The organism is Streptomyces sp. NPDC005374 (assembly GCF_042872225.1).
In the GTDB taxonomy this organism is placed as follows: Bacteria; Actinomycetota; Actinomycetes; order Streptomycetales; family Streptomycetaceae; genus Streptomyces.
Genome location: NZ_JBIAKA010000005.1, coordinates 96418 through 113021, shown reverse-complemented (window position 1 = coordinate 113021; position 16604 = coordinate 96418). Strand labels below are relative to the sequence as shown.

16 protein-coding genes are annotated in these 16604 nt (G+C 71.3%); 10 read left to right on the top strand and 6 right to left on the bottom strand.

The features are described from left to right. Positions 1 to 103 precede the first annotated feature (103 nt). A complete protein-coding gene (locus tag ACFYRX_RS14240) occupies positions 104 to 616 on the top strand; it encodes a hypothetical protein (RefSeq protein WP_389099292.1) in 513 nt (170 codons plus the stop codon). Positions 617 to 993: 377 nt separating this feature from the next. Here the strand turns inward: ACFYRX_RS14240 and ACFYRX_RS14235 are convergent, their stop codons facing one another. The 3 genes from ACFYRX_RS14235 to ACFYRX_RS14225 all read right to left on the bottom strand — a co-directional run bounded on the left by ACFYRX_RS14235 (position 994) and on the right by ACFYRX_RS14225 (position 2709). Then, on the bottom strand, positions 994 to 1365 hold the full coding sequence (locus ACFYRX_RS14235) for a DUF6479 family protein (RefSeq protein WP_389099290.1): 372 nt from the start codon (positions 1363 to 1365) through the stop codon (positions 994 to 996). Between the two features lie 10 nt (positions 1366 to 1375). Next, on the bottom strand, positions 1376 to 1771 hold the full coding sequence (locus tag ACFYRX_RS14230; RefSeq protein ID WP_389099288.1) for a luciferase family protein: 396 nt from the start codon (positions 1769 to 1771) through the stop codon (positions 1376 to 1378). Between the two features lie 158 nt (positions 1772 to 1929). After that, the gene (locus ACFYRX_RS14225) at positions 1930 to 2709 is read right to left on the bottom strand and encodes a class I SAM-dependent methyltransferase (protein ID WP_389099286.1); all 780 of its coding nucleotides are present in this window, start codon (positions 2707 to 2709) and stop codon (positions 1930 to 1932) included. Between the two features lie 159 nt (positions 2710 to 2868). Here ACFYRX_RS14225 and ACFYRX_RS14220 point away from each other — a divergent pair, with 159 nt between their 5' ends. The 5 genes from ACFYRX_RS14220 to ACFYRX_RS14200 all read left to right on the top strand — a co-directional run bounded on the left by ACFYRX_RS14220 (position 2869) and on the right by ACFYRX_RS14200 (position 8116). Continuing rightward, positions 2869 to 3519: a DUF4328 domain-containing protein gene (locus ACFYRX_RS14220; RefSeq protein ID WP_389099284.1), complete on the top strand. Its 651-nt coding sequence runs from the start codon at positions 2869 to 2871 to the stop codon at positions 3517 to 3519. Positions 3520 to 3637: 118 nt separating this feature from the next. Then, the gene (locus ACFYRX_RS14215) at positions 3638 to 4732 is read left to right on the top strand and encodes a sugar ABC transporter substrate-binding protein (RefSeq protein ID WP_389099283.1); all 1095 of its coding nucleotides are present in this window, start codon (positions 3638 to 3640) and stop codon (positions 4730 to 4732) included. A 186-nt stretch (positions 4733 to 4918) separates the two neighbouring features. Continuing rightward, a complete protein-coding gene (locus ACFYRX_RS14210; protein ID WP_389099282.1) occupies positions 4919 to 6124 on the top strand; it encodes a sensor histidine kinase in 1206 nt (401 codons plus the stop codon). A 289-nt stretch (positions 6125 to 6413) separates the two neighbouring features. After that, a complete protein-coding gene (locus ACFYRX_RS14205; RefSeq protein WP_389099281.1) occupies positions 6414 to 7073 on the top strand; it encodes a response regulator transcription factor in 660 nt (219 codons plus the stop codon). Between the two features lie 116 nt (positions 7074 to 7189). Then, entirely contained in the window at positions 7190 to 8116 is a 927-nt protein-coding gene (locus ACFYRX_RS14200) for a CPBP family intramembrane glutamic endopeptidase (RefSeq protein ID WP_389099279.1), read from the top strand. 182 nt (positions 8117 to 8298) lie between these two features. On the opposite strand, the gene ACFYRX_RS14195 is transcribed toward ACFYRX_RS14200, so the two are convergent. After that, positions 8299 to 8649 (bottom strand): hypothetical protein, encoded by a 351-nt coding sequence (locus ACFYRX_RS14195; protein ID WP_389099277.1) that lies wholly within the window; start codon positions 8647 to 8649, stop codon positions 8299 to 8301. A gap of 118 nt (positions 8650 to 8767) precedes the next feature. Between ACFYRX_RS14195 and ACFYRX_RS14190 the strand changes: the two genes are divergently transcribed. From ACFYRX_RS14190 to ACFYRX_RS14180, 3 genes are read left to right on the top strand one after another with little or no spacing between them, the layout of a single operon-like run. Beyond that, positions 8768 to 9397, top strand: a complete 630-nt coding sequence (locus ACFYRX_RS14190) for an RNA polymerase sigma factor (protein ID WP_389099275.1) — start codon at positions 8768 to 8770, stop codon at positions 9395 to 9397. Then, positions 9394 to 10416 carry a CU044_5270 family protein gene (locus tag ACFYRX_RS14185; protein ID WP_389099273.1) on the top strand — a complete coding sequence of 341 codons (1023 nt, stop codon included), beginning with the start codon at positions 9394 to 9396 and terminating at the stop codon, positions 10414 to 10416. The genes ACFYRX_RS14190 and ACFYRX_RS14185 overlap by 4 nt, the downstream gene beginning before the upstream one ends. Before the next feature lie 36 nt (positions 10417 to 10452). Beyond that, the gene (locus ACFYRX_RS14180; protein WP_389099271.1) at positions 10453 to 10773 is read left to right on the top strand and encodes an antibiotic biosynthesis monooxygenase family protein; all 321 of its coding nucleotides are present in this window, start codon (positions 10453 to 10455) and stop codon (positions 10771 to 10773) included. A 51-nt stretch (positions 10774 to 10824) separates the two neighbouring features. Here ACFYRX_RS14180 and ACFYRX_RS14175 read toward each other — a convergent pair whose 3' ends face one another. Further along, the gene (locus ACFYRX_RS14175; protein WP_389099269.1) at positions 10825 to 12399 is read right to left on the bottom strand and encodes a carbohydrate-binding protein; all 1575 of its coding nucleotides are present in this window, start codon (positions 12397 to 12399) and stop codon (positions 10825 to 10827) included. A gap of 127 nt (positions 12400 to 12526) precedes the next feature. On the opposite strand from ACFYRX_RS14175, the gene ACFYRX_RS14170 reads away from it, so the two are divergent. Beyond that, on the top strand, positions 12527 to 13144 hold the full coding sequence (locus ACFYRX_RS14170; RefSeq protein WP_389099267.1) for a phosphoribosylanthranilate isomerase: 618 nt from the start codon (positions 12527 to 12529) through the stop codon (positions 13142 to 13144). Between the two features lie 213 nt (positions 13145 to 13357). On the opposite strand, the gene ACFYRX_RS14165 is transcribed toward ACFYRX_RS14170, so the two are convergent. Beyond that, positions 13358 to 16279 carry a hypothetical protein gene (locus ACFYRX_RS14165; RefSeq protein WP_389099266.1) on the bottom strand — a complete coding sequence of 974 codons (2922 nt, stop codon included), beginning with the start codon at positions 16277 to 16279 and terminating at the stop codon, positions 13358 to 13360. Positions 16280 to 16604 lie beyond the last annotated feature (325 nt).

The window sequence follows — 16604 nt, the reverse complement described above, 5'->3', positions numbered from 1 at the left end:
AGGACTCGGAGCCCGCGTCACCCGAATGGCCGTATCCCCGTGGTGGCCGTCACCGGTCCGCCGGATGGTCGAAGCACATCGACCAACCGAGGTGAGGTGCCCCATGACGCAGCAGCCGCACGCCACAGAGCCGTCCGCCGGCGGGCAGCAGCAGGGCCGGCAGGGCTGGAGCGAGTCCCAGCGGCCGGCCGGTATGACCCCGACCCCGGCGCCGGGACTCGGCCCGACGCCCGTCGAGAACTCCTGGGCCGCCGGCGGGGTCGTCTTCGCCGGGGTGCTGATGCTGATGAACGGCATCCTGGCGATCTTCCAGGGCATCTCCCTGCTCGCGAAGGACGACGTCTGGACCCGCGTCGGCGACTACGTCTACAAGATCAACCTCACCGGCTGGGGCGTCATCCTGCTCTGCCTGGGTGCCCTGGCCGCCGCCACCGGCGCGTCCATCCTCAGGGGCGCCACCTGGGCCCGGATGACCGGCATATTCCTGGCCTCGCTGAGCATGCTCGCCCAGTTCCTCTTCCTGCCCTACGCGCCCGTCTGGTCGGTCATCATGATCGGCATCGACTTCTTCGTCATCTGGGCGCTCGCGGTCTACCAGCCGGGCGAACGGATCTGATCCCCGAACGGCACTCACGACACGTCGTCGCAGCGGGCCCGGCCGGGGCGTCCTGGCCGGGCCCGCCGACGTCGGCGGGCCCGGCGTCGGCAAGAGCCGTGCTGCGGACCGGCCTCGCTCGCCGGGACCTTCGACCCTTCGACGACAGGGTCCGCCTCGTCGCACTGTCTCTGCTGAACGACCCGGAACCGGTCCCGGTGATCCTCGCGGGAACGCCGGGACTGCCGGGAAGGCCCTCCTGGACGGCTGCGGGCACGCTGCTCGCGCCGATCACCGTGGCTCAGGCTCGCCGAGCCGAGTGTCGCCTCGTGGAGGGGGATCCCGGCGCCGCCGTACCTTCTACGTGCCCGCCGGGCAGCCCGGATTCCCGGGGGCCGTCACGTGTGGCCGAGGCCGCCGCTGCCGAAGCCGCCGCTGGAGCCGGGCAGCCAGCGTTTGCGGTGCTGGTCCTTTCCTCGTCTGCTTCCCGAGTGATGGAGCTGGTACGGCATCAGCCGTTCCCGCCCGTCAAGGGTGGCCGGCACCTCGTCCGGCTCCCGCATCTCCCGGACCTCGCGGATCGGTCCGGTCTCCGGAAGCCGCGGCTGCTCCTGGTCGAGCGGCCGTGGAAGCTCCCGGTCCTGGACCCGCATGCCGAACTGCACGGCCCACACCAGTGCGCCGGCGATGAACAGCCCACCGGCAAAGGCGGCGATCACGTCGAGTACGTCGCTCGACGTGGCCGCCAGGACAAACGTCGCCGTACTCATAGTCCGATTATCACCGAAACGAGCCGATCGGGGAGTCCCGGGGGACCACCGTCACCCGGTGGAAGTTGCACTCGGCCGCGCCGACGGGTGCGTGAGTCGCCTGGTGGGCCTTGAGGGCCATGCTGACCAGGCTCATCAGCAGGTCGATGTCGGTCTCGCAGTCGAGATGGACGGTGACCCACCGGGACCCCGGCACCAGCCGGACCGCGGTCGACTCCTCGAGGTCGTCGTGGAACCTGCGGATGGCCGGTTCGGTGAGGTGCAGATCCACGTCCCGCCCCGGATGGAAGTGCACGATCTCGCTGTGCGCGGAGCGCAGCGCCAGCCCCGCTCCGCAGCCGGGTATGCCCGGGGAGAGGTCGGACCACGCTTCCAGGCGCTCCAGAGCACGCTCGGCCAGAGTCATGTGCCCATCGTCGCCCGCTCACCGCCTCGCAACCAGAGGTTGAGGGAAACGTAACCGGGGCGTGAGGTGTTGCGTGAGCCACAAGTGGCCGCCCGGTGCTCGGATTTCCTCGTGCCGCGTGAGGTCGTCGTGCCCGGCCGGAACCCCGGTTCCCCGGTTCACGCGGTCCGTCCGCGCACCGCCCAGGCGCGTGCCCAGAGGGCGATCGAACCGTCGGAGGCGGTGGGGACGGCCGCGCGCAGGGCCTCGCGCAGACGGTCGCGGTCGGCGAGGCCGAGAGTGGCGACATAGCCCGGGGCGGGGCCCTGACCGGCCAGGAACGGCCCCCACAGGTCGGCGAAGTCGGTGAAGACGGTGGGGATCTCGATCGCGCGCACGAGCACGTCGACGAGTCCCGCGCCCGTCCACAGGTCGTGCAGCGGCTGTGGACGGCAGTCGGGAAACCGGCGGCCCTCGTCCAGGTCCGCGGCGGCCGGGTCGAGTGCGGCGACGGTGTCCCAGAAGTGGCGCAGCAGGCTCATCCGGTCCGCGTAGTCCCACACGTAAGCGGCCACGAGACCGCCGTCGGGACGGACCGCGCGGGCCATCCCGGTGACGGCCGCCAGGGGGTCGGACAGGAAGTTCAGGGTCAGACCACTGACCGCCACGTCGAAGGCGCCGTCCCGGACGGGAAGCGCCATGGCGTCCGCCACGGCCGTCGCCCGGGCCGCCCGTACGAAGCCCTCGGAACGGTCGCAGCCCACGATCCGGTCGGGCCGGCAGCGTTCACCGACCACCGCCGACAGCACGCCGGTGCCGCAGCCCACGTCCAGCCACCGCAGTCCGGCCGGGCGGCCGAGCCAGGCGGTGAACTCCCGTGCGACCACCCGGCTCCAGCGGCCCATGTAACGGTCGTAGGCGGCGCCGGACGCCCACACGTCGTTTCGCTGTTCGTCCATGCCCCCCACGATCCTCGCCCCGCCGGATTTCTTCACCGCTTCTCCATCGGGGTTCCGGCGTCCCAGGGCTCCCGGAATGGGCCGCCCCCCGCTGTCGTGAACCGATTCGGGGGTTCGCGACGATGGGAGGGTGAACTGATCCTTCCGAAGGGGGACTTCGTGAGTGAGAACGCAATTCGACCCGCCCTGCGCACGGTGCGCGGCTCCGCGACGCTCGCTGTCGTGGGGCTCGGGCTCGCCGGTGCCGCCTGGGCGTTGCGGGCCGTGTGGGACGTCCGGCTCGCCATGGCGGGGGAGCCCGCCGCCGGGCCGCCGGACCAGGGCGAGGGGCGGCACCGGCCGCTGACCGCGCTGGAGGACGGCTACCACCTGGTCAGCACCGCCGCGAACCTGCTCACACTGCTGTGCGCGGCCCTGTTCATCGGCTGGCTGTGGCGGATGCGGGACAACGCCCGGGCCCTGTCCGGCGAGCGCCCGCGCTACGCCGGTATCTGGGTCTACGCCTCCTGGGTCGTGCCGCTCGCCAACCTGTGGATCCCGCGCGGCATCGTCGCCGACATCCACCGCAAGAGCGCCCCGGACCGCAAGCTGCCCGCCGTCGTGAACGTGTGGTGGGCGCTGTGGCTGGTCGGCACGGTCACCGGGGTCGGCCTGATGTACGACGGCGACACGGACGACCTCATCGTCCGCGCCTACCACGGTGTGACCACCCTGCTGGTCGCCGACCTCGCCGTCGTCGGCGCGGCCGTCGCCGGGATTCTCATGGTGCGCGCGCTGGCCGCCGTGCAACGTGTGCACATGGATGACTAGTTGCGAACGCCGAGTGGTGATCCGTTGAAGGAAACGGTCAGGGCGTTTGATCGGGATTGAGGGGACTTACTGTTGCGCCTACGTGACAGCCCCCACACCCCCCACCCACAGGATCGCCATGCGTCCCCTCCCCTCCGTCATGGCCGTCTGCGTGTCGGCCCTCCTGCTCACCTCCTGCGGAGTCGGCAGCACCAACACCGCCGTCAGCCCCAAGAAGGGCGACGACATCACGCTGGGCCTGCTGCTGCCCGACCGGGACACCAGCCGCTTCGACAGGTTCGACTACCCCCTCATCAAGAAGGAGGTCGCGACCCTCACGCACGGCAAGGGCAAGGTCAGTTACGCCAACGCCGGGGCGAGCGCGAAGCAGCAGAGCCGGCAGTTCCTGCAGATGGTCGCCGACAAGGTGGACGTGATCCTGGTGGACGCGGTCGACGCCAAGGCGATCGCGTCCGACGTGCGGAAGGCGAAGGACGCCGGCATCCCCGTCATCGCCTACGACCGGCTCGCCCAGGGCCCGATCGACGCCTACGTCTCCCACGACAACGAACTCGTCGGCGAGGTGCAGGGCCGGGCCGTCGTCGAGGCGCTCGGCGCCAAGGCCGAGACCAGCAAGATCGTCATGATGAACGGTTCCCTCGCCGACCCCAACACCGCCCTGTTCAAGAAGGGCGCGCTGAGCGAACTCAACGGCAAGGTCGTCATCGCCAAGCAGTACGACACGCAGGAGTGGCTGCCGTCGGTCGCCAAGGCCCACATGAAGGAGGCGATCGCCTCCGTCGGGCTGAACAACATAGCCGCCGTCTACTCGGCCAACGACGACATGGCGGGCGCGGTCATCGAGGAGCTCAAGGCGGCGGGGGCCACGAAGATCCCGCCGGTGACCGGGCAGGACGCGAGCCTCGCCGCCGTGCAGCGGGTCGTGTCGGGCGAGCAGTACATGACCGTGTACAAGTCGTTCCTGCTGGAGGCGACCAACGCGGCCCAGATCGCGGTGTACAAGGTCCAGGGCCGAGGCCTCCAGTTCGACGCGCTCATCCGTGACACGGTCGACAGCCCCACCCAGAAGGACATCCCGTCCCTGCTGGTGCCGGTGGTCGCCCTCACCAAGGACAACATCCGGCAGACGGTGATCAAGGACGACGTCTACACCGTGCAGCAGATCTGCACCGCCCAGTACGCGGCGGACTGCGCGGCGATCGGGCTCAAGTAGGCCCGGGCCGCGTTGCCCAGCGCGCCGGTGACGCCACGGGTGGGCACCCGCTCCCGCCGATCCGGCGGTCCGCCCGGTCCGGGGTACAGCAGGCTGTACTTTCCGGCCGTCGGCGGCGGCACGAACTCCCTTTCGGCATAGGGTCGTTCTCTTCCGCACGGACCAGAGAGAACAGAGGGGACCGGGATGGCCGCCGCCGACGTCAAGGGCCTGGTCGTGGGGACCGCGACGACCGCGGCCGCCGCGCTCGGACAACTCGTCTCCGGACTCGGTACGGCCGTCCTCGCGCCGTTCGTGCTGCTGTGGCTGGTGCTGGCACCCGGCGGGGTGGGCGCGCTGCACTCCCTCGCCGGTGTGGAACGCGCCCGGCTCGCCCGCTGGGGCCCCGAGGTCGTCGCCCCCGCGCCGCCGCCCGCGCGACTGCGGGCCGCTGTCACCGACCCCACGACCCGGCGCGAACTGCGCTGGCTGGTCCGGCATCTGGCCGTGGGCCTGCCGCTGGGGATCCTCGGCTTCCTGCTGCCCGTGGTCGCCGTACGGGACACGGCCTTCCCGCTGTACTGGCGGCTCGCCCCGGAGAACGCGACCGCCACCTCCATCGGCATCGGCAATGCGCACTCCTGGCCGGACGCCCTCGCCGTGACCCTGCTCGGTGTGGGCTGGATCGCCATCATCCTGGGGCTCGCACCCGGCATGGCACGGCTCCAGGCGGGCCCCGGGCGCCGGCTCCTGTCCGCCGGCCCCGACGCCGATCTCTCCCTGCGCATCGCGGAGTTGACCGCCACCCGGGCCGGCGCGCTGGACGCCCACGCCACCGAACTGCGGCGCATCGAGCGCTCGTTGCACGACGGCACGCAGAACCGGATCGTCACGGTGACCGTGCTGCTCGGGGCGGCCCGCCGCATGGTCGCCCGCGACCCGGCCGGCGCCGACGAACTCCTGGAGCGGGCGCAGTCGGCCGCCGAGCAGGCACTGGCCGAGCTGCGGACCGTCGCCCGCAGCATCCTGCCGCCGGTGCTCGCGGACCGGGGGCTGGCGGGGGCGCTCACGGGGCTCGCGGCGGAGTGCGCGGTGCCGTGCTCGGTCGACGTGGAGATGTCCCGGCGGTGTGCGGCCTCGGTCGAGGCGACCGCCTACTTCGTGGTGGCCGAGGCGCTGACGAACATCGCCAAGCACAGCGGGGCGGAAAAGGCCGGCGTCACCGTCCGGGCCGCCGGTGACCGGCTGGTGCTGACCGTCTCCGACGACGGCCGGGGCGGCGCCGACGAGCACGGCGGCTCCGGCCTCACCGGCATCCGCCACCGCGTCGCCGCCCACGACGGCACCCTCCACCTGACCAGCCCCCCGGGCGGCCCCACGGTCCTGGAGGCGGAACTGCCGTGCGGCGCGTGACCGACCGTGGGCGGGGCCGCCTGGTTGCGGTGCGGTGTGTGACTGGCCGTGGGGGTGGCCGGGTTGCGGCGCGGGGCGTGGCCGGTTCCGGGTGTTGCCTGGTTGCCGTGCGGCGGGTGGCCGGTTCCGGATGCGGCCTGGTCGCGGTGCGGTGCGCGACCCGTTTCGGATGCGGACCGGTTGCCGTGCGGTGCGTGACCGGTTCCGGATGGTGCCGGGCGGCCGCTGTCCCTGCCCTCCGCCCGATGTTCCCTTCGGGCGGCCCGACGACCCTGGAGACTGACCTGCCATGCGGATCGTGATCGCCGAGGACGACGCCCTGCTGCGCGAGGGACTCGCCCTGTTGCTGCGCGCCGAGGGGATGGACGTGGTCGCCACGGCCGACACCCCCGACGACGCCCTCGACGCCATCGAGGCGCACAAGCCCGACGTGGCCATCCTCGACGTCCGGATGCCGCCCACGCACACCGACGAAGGTATCCGCGCCGCCGTCGAGGCCCGGCGGCGCAGGCCCGACCTCGCCGTGCTCGTGCTGTCCGCCTACGTCGAGCAGAGCTTCGCGACCGAGCTGCTGACCGGCGGGGTCGGTGGGCTCGGCTATCTCCTCAAGGAACGGGTCGGCCGGGTCGAGGAGTTCCTCGACGCACTGCGCCGGGTGGCGTCCGGCGGCACCGCCATCGACCCCGAGGTCGTCGCCCAGCTCTTCTCACGGTCCCGTCAGGACACCCGGCTGGAACGGCTCAGCCCGCGCGAGAAGGACGTACTCGCCCTGATGGCCGAGGGGCTCGGCAACAGTGCCGTCGCGGAGCGGCTGTTCGTGACCGACGGGGCCGTGCACAAGCACATCCGGAGCATCTTCGCGAAGCTGGACCTCGCCCCGACGGACCAGATGGACCGGCGGGTGGCGGCCGTGCTCCGCTACCTGGAGGACGCGCGCCGACGGCCCTGAGGAGGCCCCGGGTAGTGCCTGCTGTACCGGCACTCGGGGCGTGCGCGGCAATGATCCGAGGGCGCGGCGCTGGTGTGCTGGACGCATCACATCAGCCCCCTCGGAAGGGACCCGCGGTGAGCGTCCAAGCCCCCGTCAGCATCGAGACCCGACCGGCTCCGCAAGCGGGCACGGGCCTGCGCGGCAGCATCCGCCGACGCCCCCTGACCTGGTTCTTCACCCTGGCCTTCGCGTTGAGCTGGGCCGTCTGGACGCCCTACGTCCTCTCCGGGAACGGCCTCGGCGTCTGGGACTTCACCTTCCCCGGCGGCCGCGCGGCCAGTCAGCTCACCGGCGTCCTGCCCGGCGCCTACCTCGGCCCGATCGCCTCGGCGCTCCTCGTCACCGGCATCACGGAGGGGCGGGCGGGGCTCAGGACCTGGCGGCGCCGGATGCTGAAGTTCAAGGTCAGCTGGCGCTGGTACCTGGTGGTACTGGCCTCGGTGCCGGCCGCGCTGACCCTCGCCTCGGCCGCGCTGTCCGACCGCGGACCCGTACTGCCGTCCGCGATGCTTTTCGCCGCGTATCTCCCGGCCCTGCTCGTCCAGTTGATCACCACCGGTCTCGCGGAGGAGCCCGGCTGGCGCGAGTTCGCCATGCCGCGGATGCAGCGCCGCTACGGCCCCCTGAACGCGACCCTCGTCGTCGGCGTGCTGTGGGGCGCCTGGCACCTGCCGCTGTTCCTGACGGAGTGGGGCGGCGGACCGCATGTGGCGTGGACGGTGCCGGTGGAGTTCATCGCGATGACGATCACCTTCAGCTGCGTGATGACCTGGGTGTTCAACAAGTCCGGCGAGAGCATGCCGCTGGTCATGCTGCTGCACTGCGGCGTCAACAACTTCTTCTCGATGGCCGGGTCGGACCTGTTCCCCACGATGTCCCAGAGCGAGGGCACCCACGCGCTCCTGCTCGCCACTACGACGGCCGCCCTGATCCTGCTGGCGGTGACGCGCGGCCGGCTGGGCCTGCCCAAGGGACGACCCGCGGACCGACCCGCGGCCTGACCCGGCCGCACACAGCACACGAACGGGCTCCCGGCGCCTCCCTCGCCGCTCCGGGAGCCCGTTCCGGTGCGCCCCCGCGCCGTATTCGTCGCTCACGGCGGACCGGATGTCGTTTCGGCCCGGAGATTTCGCCCGGAGATCTCGCCGGGGCCCCGCCCCATGGAGGTCACCGGCCCGCCCGGCTACCGCTCCGAGCCGTTGGCGAACTGCAGCGAGATGCGCCGCAGGACCTCCGCGGCGGAGGTGTCGGTGCGGCCCTCGTCGTGGACCTCGGCCAGCTGCACGAAGGCGAACGAGAAGCAGTTGGCGATGCTCGCGATGGCGGGCCCCAGCTCCTCGACGACGGCGTCCGCCGCCGCGTGGCCACTGGCGTCCGCGGGGAGCTGGATCCGTGGCAGGGTCTCCACGAGCAGCGCGGAGATGGCCCCCGTCAACGAGACCTGCCGATCGGGGTGTTCACGGACCTGCCGCCGCATCTCAAGGGCCTCGGTGAGGATCCCGACGACGTTCTGCATGACCTCGCGCTGCTGCATGCTCCGCAGGGTATGCGGTCGGGCGGCCGGGTTGTGCGGAGTCGGCGGCCCGCAAGGGGGCCACTGCATGTGACCCAGTGCACAGGAACCCGGCGCAGGGGAGCGGAGCGTTACTGGTGTGAGGGAAACAGAGACGGTGGAGCCGTCGCGCGCGCGGATTCGGGACGGGGACCGGGCGGCCTTCGGGGAGTTGTACGACCTGTACGCGCGGGCGGTCTACAACCATGCCCTGCGGCTGACCGGGAACTGGGCGGAGGCCGAGGAGGCGATGTCCGAGACCTTCCTCGCGGCCTGGCGGACGAGGGAGACCGTGGAGCCGGAGGGTGACTCGCTCAAGCCCTGGCTGCTCGGGATCGCCACGCACAAGGCGTACAACGCCAACCGGGGGCTGCGCAGACGGCTCGCCTTCTTGGCCCGCAGTCCCGAGCCCCGCCCCGTCGAGGACTTCGCCGAGGAGAGCGCCGGCCGTATCGACGACGCACGGCGGCTCGCGGTGGTGCACCGGGCGCTCGGGCAGCTCAAGCGCCAGGACCGTGAGGTCTTCGCGCTGTGCGTGTCGGCGGGCCTCGACTACCGGCAGGCCGCGGAGGCGCTCGGGGTGCCCGTCGGAACGGTGCGGTCCCGGCTGTCACGGGCCCGGGCCCGGCTGGCCCGGCTGAGTGCGCAGGCGGAACCGCCCGCGGCCCACGGAGAGATGGAGAGTGAGGCCGCGCTCGCGGCCCTGTTCCTGCGGGAGGAGACCCGATGAGCGAGGCCGAGGAACTGCTGTCGACCCCGGCGGAATGGGACCTCCCGCCGGAGCGCCACGGTCACTTCAAGGACGTACTGATGCGGCAGATCGATCACGACACAGAGCACGACACAGATCACGACACAGCGGCCACGCCCCGGCGGAGCCGGTTCCTGCGGCCTGCCGTACTGGTGCCGCTGGCCTCCGCGGCCCTGGCCGGCACCCTGCTCGTGACCCTCTCCGTGGACGGCCGGGCCCCGGCGACCGGGTCCACCCCGTCGGCGACCGCCGCCGGTGCCTCCGTCACCCTGAACCGGATCGCCACGGCCGCCATGGCGAGCGACACGATCCGGGTGCGCGACGACCAGTTCGTGTACGTCCGGACGCTGGTCCGCGAGAACACGGGCACCTTCACCGGTCCCATCCGGCTCGGCGCCCTGCACACCGAGGAGCGCTGGACCTCCCAGGACCCCCGCCCCCTGCGTGTCACCGGGTGGCTCCGGTCCAGCGGCAAGGACGCGATCATGCCGGGCCGACTGGGCCCGATCGAGAGCACGGATCCTGTCCCCGAGGGCGTCTTCCACCCGACCTACCGGTGGCTGGCCTCGCTGCCCACCGACCCCGACGCCCTGCTCGCCCGGCTCTACAAGGAGGCCAGGCCGGTCGAGGGGGAGTCGCGGGACCAGGCGGTCTTCTCGCTGATCGGCGACCTGATCGGCGCTGCCGTCATGCCGCCTGCCAACGCCGCCGCCTTCTACCGGGCGGCCGCGAAACTGCCCGGAGTGCGGGAGATCCCGGACGGCGTGGACGCGGCCGGCCGTCACGGCATCGCCATCACCCTCGACGACACCGGGTTCGCGACCCGCGACGAGTGGATCTTCGACAGGGGGACCCTCGCGCTGCTCGGCTCCCGCTTCTACATCACCGACCCGGACCGGGGCATCACCACCGAGGCCCTCGCCGGCACCAGCGCCGTGATGGAGACCGCCGTCGTCGACAAGCAGGGTGAGGTACCTGCCCGGGCCGCGGCCCGCTGACGTCCTGTTGATGCCCGTGGGCGCACAATGGCCGGCATGAGCATCGTCAAGATCAACGTACTCACGGTCCCCGAGGAGCAGCGCGAGACGCTGGAGAAGCGGTTCGCGTCCCGCGCGGGGACCGTGGAGAACTCGGACGGCTTCGAGTGGTTCGAGCTGCTGCGTCCCGTCGAGGGCACCGACACCTACCTCGTGTACACGCGCTGGCGCAGCGAGGAGGACTTCGAGAAGTGGATGTCCGGGATGTCGCAGTCCTCGCACGGCGGCGGCGGTGAGCAGGGACGCCCCAAGCCCGCTGCCTCCGGCTCGACGCTGTGGACCTTCGAGGTCGTCCAGCAGGCCGCGCCCAAGCAGTGACGGCGAGGGGACCCCGGGCACGGATCACTGCGCCCGGGGTCCCTCGGTGCCCTACAGCGTGACCGGCTTGCCGCCGAAGGTCACGACCAGGCTGCCGTTGGAGGCGTAGGACCAGCCGAGGGCGCCCGTGTAGGTGGAGCAGCGGGAGCCGTTGGTGCCGGACCAGAACTGGTTGGAGCCGTCGGCGTCACCGACGTAGCGGTCGTTGGATCCGCTGTTGCACGAGGTGTTGGAGCGGAAGACCGAGGTGCCGGTCTCGAAGTTGAAGTTGCGCTCGGTGTTGGCGATGGAGACGTTGCTGGTGATGGTCATCGAGCCGGGGTTGCTGTTGTAGGTGAACCCGTGGTGGCCGTTGCCGTAGGCGATGCTGTGCTGCACCACGTGGTTGACGGCGATGTCGTCGCCGCCGAGCTTGAAGCCGTTGCGGTCGCCGTTGCCGGCCTGGGAGCCGTCGGTGAGGGTGCCGTTGCCGTAGGACAGGGAGTACTCGATGGTCACCGGGCCGATCGCGCCGGTGTCGGTCTTGGTGTAGAGGTCCCAGCCGTCGTCGATGTTGTTGTGCGAGACGGCGTACCGGAACACGTTCCCGGTGCCGGTGGTGAGCTTGGCGGCGAAGCCGTCGGCGTCCTCGCCGTCGGAGTCGGCGTTGTCGTGGGACTCGGCGCTCAGGATCAGGTTGTTGGCGGGCCACTGGCTCGCCGGGGTGGAGGAGGCGATCCGGCCGAGCTGGAGTCCGGTGTCCCGGTTGAAGCGGGTCACCGTGCGCTCGATGACGTTGTTGCTGCCGCCGACGTAGATGCCGTTGTCTCCGGCACGCTCGACGACGAGGCCGTAGATCTTCCAGTAGTCGGCGTTGAGCTGGATGCCCCGGTTGGTGGAACTCTCGCTCTGCGCCGAGAAATTGAGCACCGGCGTCTCGCCCGGGTAGGCGGAGAGCGTGGTGCGGGCGGCCGAGGTGCCGTTGGCGCCGGCCGGGATGGTCACCGTCGAGGAGTAGGCGTACGTCCCGCCGCGCATGTAGATGGTGCCGCCGGCGGAGATGCGGCTGATCGCCGAGGTGAGGGTGGTGGGTGCGGTCGCCGTGCCGGCCGCGCTGTCGGTGCCGCTCGGTGACACGTACAGGGCGGTGCTCGACGGCGGCGGGGTCGTCGTGCCGGACGTCTCGGCGTCCAGGTAGTCGACGTTGGGCAGGCCGTTCGCGCTGGTCGGGTTGAGCCGGATCGTGTTGCTGCCCGCGTTCACCGGGACGGTGAGCGTCTTCGTGGTCCAGCCGGTCCAGGCGGCGGTGGATTCGAAGGACACCGAGGAGACTGTCGTGCCGTTCACGATGATGTCCGCGGGGCGGGCGGTGGTGGTGCCGTTGGCGAAGCGGACGCTCAGGGTCGCCGTGCCCGATGCGGGTGTGGACACGGTGAACTGGGCGTATGCGCCGGTGGCGTTGGTGCCGTTGCAGAAGCCGCTGCCGGAGTAGCCGGCGTACTCGGTCTCGACGGCCCCGGTGCAGACGGCAGGGGAGGTCTCGGCCTCGTAGCGGGTGGTGGCGGCCTGGGCGGTGGTCGTGCCGGAGAGTGCGACGAGCGTGCCGGCGAGGAGGCCGACGGAGGTGATGAGGGGTCTCAGGTGCATCGTTCGTCTCCATGGTGTGCGGTGACGGGGGCACGTATTCTTCGGACGGTAAGCGCTTGCCATGGCCGCGTCAACGGTTATGTATGTGATCATTGTTCACGCATACGAATTGGATACGGTGGGCGGCATGACGCTCTTCGTGAAGATCTGCGGCCTGAGGACCGAGCGGGACGTGGACACGGCCGTCGAGGCCGGCGCCGACGCCATCGGCTTCGTCTTCTCCGACAGCCCGCGCCGCATCGACCCCGCGACGGCGGCGCGACTGGCCGCCAGGGTTCCGGAGAGCGTGCTGACCGTGGGCGTGTTCCGCCGTGAACCCCTGGAGTACGTCCGCTCGGTGGCCGTCGAGTCGGGCATCGGGGCCGTCCAGCTGCACGGCCCCGAGGACCGCGCCTACTACGACGAACTCTCCGGCGGCGGCTGGACGTTGATCCGCGCGGCGGCCTTCGGTGACTCCGTGCCGCGCTGCGGGGAGCTGGGCGAGGACATGCTGCTCCTCGACGCCCCCGTGCCGGGCTCCGGCATCGCGTGGGACTGGTCGAGCAAGCAGGTCGCCGGGGCGGGGGAGAGGTGGCTGCTCGCCGGAGGCCTCACGCCGGAGAACGTCCGGGAGGCCGTGGACGTCACCCGCCCCTGGGGCGTCGACGTGTCCAGCGGCGTGGAGGCCAGCCGGGGCGTCAAGGACCCGGCCCTGATCACGGCGTTCGTGGAGGCGGTGCGTGCGGGGGCCGTCCCGGCGGGGTGAGCCACTGGGGCGCCGCCGGGTGCGGGTCCGTCGTGGCTGGCCGCGCAGTTCCCCGCGCCCCTAAAGGCGCTTGCAGCGCCCGTCGTCAGTCCACCGGGACCGACGACGGGCGCTCACGAGCTAACTCCGGTACTGCAACGCCCTAAAGGGGCGCGGGGAACTGCGCGACCGGCCACGACGGTGCCGCAGCCGAAATTCAACCGGCCGAGGCACTCACCTTTCGGGTACGAAAGCCAACGCGTCCCACGCGATCGAGTCGTCCCCCGTCCCGTCCGCCGTCGCTGAGGCCAGCGACACACTCGGCGTGCCCTTGAACTCGTACGACCCCAACGACACCCACGCGTTCCTGCCACCGGTGTCCTGGGAGATCGTCTTCTCCACGACCGTCCCGTCACCGAGATCGATGCGGTACTTCGCCGACGGCGTGTTCGCCTCGTGGTCGGGCAGGTGCACCATGACCTCCGCCGAGCCGGTGATCTTCCGGTCCGGAGTCCAGGTTCCGGTGACCACCGAGTCGGTGTAGCTCGGCACCCGCGTGTGGGTGAGCCAGAAGTGCCCGCCGAAACCCGCGCCCAGCTGATGGAAGTCGATCTTCGACGGATAGACGGTCGCGCCGTTCTGCTGCGCCGACCCGAAGGCGAACGTCAGCGTGCCCCGGCTTATCCAATTGCGCTTGCCCGCACAGGGGTTGGCGGCACCGACCCGGAACTTCACCGTGTTCGGCACGTCGTCCACGATCAGCGCGTTCGCCGGCAGGGTGGACGCGCAGGCGGCCGGATGGGGCGCGGTGACCGTCGGCTCGCGGTCGCCGGCCTGGTACTTCAGCACCTCGGTGCCACAGGTCGCCGTGCAGTCCGTCCAGTTCACCGGCTGGTTCCACCAGCACTTGAAGTCGTCGCGCTGGCACGGACCCTCGGGCTGGCTCGACCCCTCGACCTTGCGCGGCTTGCTGATGTCGCAGTCGTTGACGGCGGGCGCGCAGAACGTGTCGTGCGCCGGTTCGGCGGCCGGCGCACCGGCGGGCCAGTCGCCGACGGTGAACGACTTCACGGTCGCCCCGGTCGCCGGGTCCGTCTTCTGCTGGGAGTAGGCCGCCCAGCCGAGGACCCGCTCCGGGTACGTCCACAGGTTGGGGTTGCGGGCGTCGTCGTAGCCGGACGACAGGAACATCTTCCGGTCGGCGGGGTAGAGGCCGTTGGCCGGGTTGTTGAACCAGCCGAGGCCCCAGGGGGCGCTCGCGTCCGTCGAACTGGGCAGGTTGAGGCCGCTGTTGTAGGCCCAGAGCGCGAGCCACCAGTTCTCCAGGTACTTCGGGTCGCCGCCGTTGACGAGCAGACCCTTGTCGTACAGCTGGTTCCACTTGTCCTGGAGGATCTGGAGCCCCGCGGCGATGTTGGCCGCGTAGTCCACGGTGATCGCCTGCTGCTGTTCGGCGGTGTACGTGGTGTCCGTCTTCGCCATGCCGCTGGTCACCTGCGAGATGCCGTAACCGCAGTCTGCCGCCGCCCAGTTGACGGTGTGGACGCTGCCGACGTTGCCGTAGTAGCCGCCCTGGACGAAGTTGCCGCTCTCGCCCGCGGCCGCCCGGGAGCTCGCCTGGAGCAGGTTGGACTCCTGGGAGAGCACCCCGAGCATGATCTGCGCGGGCACCCGGCCGCCGCCCTTGAGTGCGGTGGAGGGGAACAGGCCCTGCGGGGTGTACGAGGGGAGCTCGCTGCCGTTCCAGCCGCTGCGGCGGCGCACGTCGAGCTTGCCCTGCACGGCGAGGTCCGTCGCCCACTCGGCCTGCGCGTTCGAGGGCTGGAGCGACTGGAGCTTCGGGTCGTTGCGGGTGACGGCGCAGGCGCGGTCGGGGTCGGTGGTGACGGCCGCCGGGTCGTCGTCAGAAGCGGTGGTGGCGGTGGTGCTAGGCGCGCTGACGCTGTCCGTGTGCACGCCGTCGGACAGGGCCGGGGACTGCTCGGCGCCCTGGGCGGCGGCCTTGGGCCGGACCGTGAAGTCGACGGTGGTGTCGCTGCCGGGAAGGACCGCGCCGATGCCGACGGACCGGGCGATGTCCGCCGCCGCCTTCTTGCCGCCGGCCGCCTCGGCGCCGTTGCCGACGGAGGTCAGCGCCAGGTCGCCGGTGGTGGACAGTTCGGCGGAGGCCGGCACGTCCAGCGTCCGCCAGCTCTTCGGGAGCGCCTTTACGGCGTCCTGTGCGTCCCTGCCGGTCAGGAAGACCCGGCCGCCGTTGCCGTGCACCGCGAGGGCGCCGAGCGCGCCGGAGCCGAGGAGCTTGTCGGAGCCCGCGGAGGTGACGCGGCGGACCTGCACCTTGTTGCCGTCGGGGACCTGGTAGGCGAGCCCGCTGTGCGCGTCCGGCACCAGCCGGAACGGTGTGCTGCCGGTCCTGGCCAGCGTGCTGGTGGCGCCCCGGGCGTTCACCGAGACCACGGAGTCGCCCCGAGCGGCCGCGACCTTGTCGCCGAAGGGCACGGCGGAGGTCAGCTGACCGGTGACGGTCTGCTGCCGCACCAGCTTCGCCTGCGCGGTGTCGACGGTGAGCAGTTCGGTGTTCTCACCCTCGGGCCGGGTCAGGACGGCCTGTTCGCCGTCGCCGCAGCCGGGGTTGAAGTAGGCCAGCGAGACCAGCTCGGGCAGCTTGGTCACCGTGCCGTCGGCCAGGTCGACCACGGCTGCGAACGCGCCCTGCTGGAAGCCCTGTTGGTCGTTGACGGCCTGCCGGGGCGCGTACACCACGACGGCACGGTCGCCGGACCCGGTCACACAGGTCTGGCCGATCCACTGGTCGGTGTCGATACCCGGCTCGGACAGGGTGGCCGCGGTGTGCCACTTGTAGGCGTCCGCCGCGTCCGCGACCAGGACGTGCAGTCCGGTGGCGTCGCCGTCGTAGGTGACGATGCGGTCGCCGGACTTCTGCCAGCCGGAGGGCAGTTGTGAGGTGTCGGTGACGTGGTCCGCCGCCGGGGCGGCCGTGGGGTCGGCGGGGTCGGTCAGGGCCGCCGAGGCCAGCGGGGCGATGAGTGCCAGGGAGAGCACGGACATCGCGCCGGCCGCCGCTATCCGGCCACGCCGGCTTTTCGGTACGCGCCAGCGGTGTCTGCCACTGGTGTTCTCACGGAAAGTACGCAAGGAATTCCGTCCGGTCGTTCAAGGGCTGAAAGGTGGGGGACACCGGTCCGACGCTCCCCCCGGCCGGTGACGCGGAAGCTATCAGTCCGCTATGGCCGTAATGGGTGTCGTGGGTGATCTACCGGGGGGTATCCACGAAATATCCACGAGATTTCATCAACGATTTTCCTTTTGCCGCGGTCCTCTTGAGCGACATCCCCCACGCACCACAAGGAACAGCGAACATGGTGATGGGCCCGCGGCCGCGGCCACCACCCCGACGTCGGCCGTGCAAACCCAACAGCCCGCCGTACCCGCCGACTTCGTGGACCTGCCCGCCACCGCC

What these genes read in the sequence shown, in the direction of transcription:
- ACFYRX_RS14240 (WP_389099292.1), top strand. Translation starts at nt 104, where the DNA reads ATGACGCAGCAGCCGCACGCCACAGAGCCGTCCGCCGGCGGGCAGCAG.
- ACFYRX_RS14235 (WP_389099290.1), bottom strand. Translation starts at nt 1,365, where the DNA reads ATGAGTACGGCGACGTTTGTCCTGGCGGCCACGTCGAGCGACGTACTC.
- ACFYRX_RS14230 (WP_389099288.1), bottom strand. Translation starts at nt 1,771, where the DNA reads ATGACTCTGGCCGAGCGTGCTCTGGAGCGCCTGGAAGCGTGGTCCGAC.
- ACFYRX_RS14225 (WP_389099286.1), bottom strand. Translation starts at nt 2,709, where the DNA reads ATGGACGAACAGCGAAACGACGTGTGGGCGTCCGGCGCCGCCTACGAC.
- ACFYRX_RS14215 (WP_389099283.1), top strand. Translation starts at nt 3,638, where the DNA reads ATGCGTCCCCTCCCCTCCGTCATGGCCGTCTGCGTGTCGGCCCTCCTG.
- ACFYRX_RS14210 (WP_389099282.1), top strand. Translation starts at nt 4,919, where the DNA reads ATGGCCGCCGCCGACGTCAAGGGCCTGGTCGTGGGGACCGCGACGACC.
- ACFYRX_RS14205 (WP_389099281.1), top strand. Translation starts at nt 6,414, where the DNA reads ATGCGGATCGTGATCGCCGAGGACGACGCCCTGCTGCGCGAGGGACTC.
- ACFYRX_RS14195 (WP_389099277.1), bottom strand. Translation starts at nt 8,649, where the DNA reads ATGCAGCAGCGCGAGGTCATGCAGAACGTCGTCGGGATCCTCACCGAG.
- ACFYRX_RS14185 (WP_389099273.1), top strand. Translation starts at nt 9,394, where the DNA reads ATGAGCGAGGCCGAGGAACTGCTGTCGACCCCGGCGGAATGGGACCTC.
- ACFYRX_RS14180 (WP_389099271.1), top strand. Translation starts at nt 10,453, where the DNA reads ATGAGCATCGTCAAGATCAACGTACTCACGGTCCCCGAGGAGCAGCGC.
- ACFYRX_RS14175 (WP_389099269.1), bottom strand. Translation starts at nt 12,399, where the DNA reads ATGCACCTGAGACCCCTCATCACCTCCGTCGGCCTCCTCGCCGGCACG.
- ACFYRX_RS14170 (WP_389099267.1), top strand. Translation starts at nt 12,527, where the DNA reads ATGACGCTCTTCGTGAAGATCTGCGGCCTGAGGACCGAGCGGGACGTG.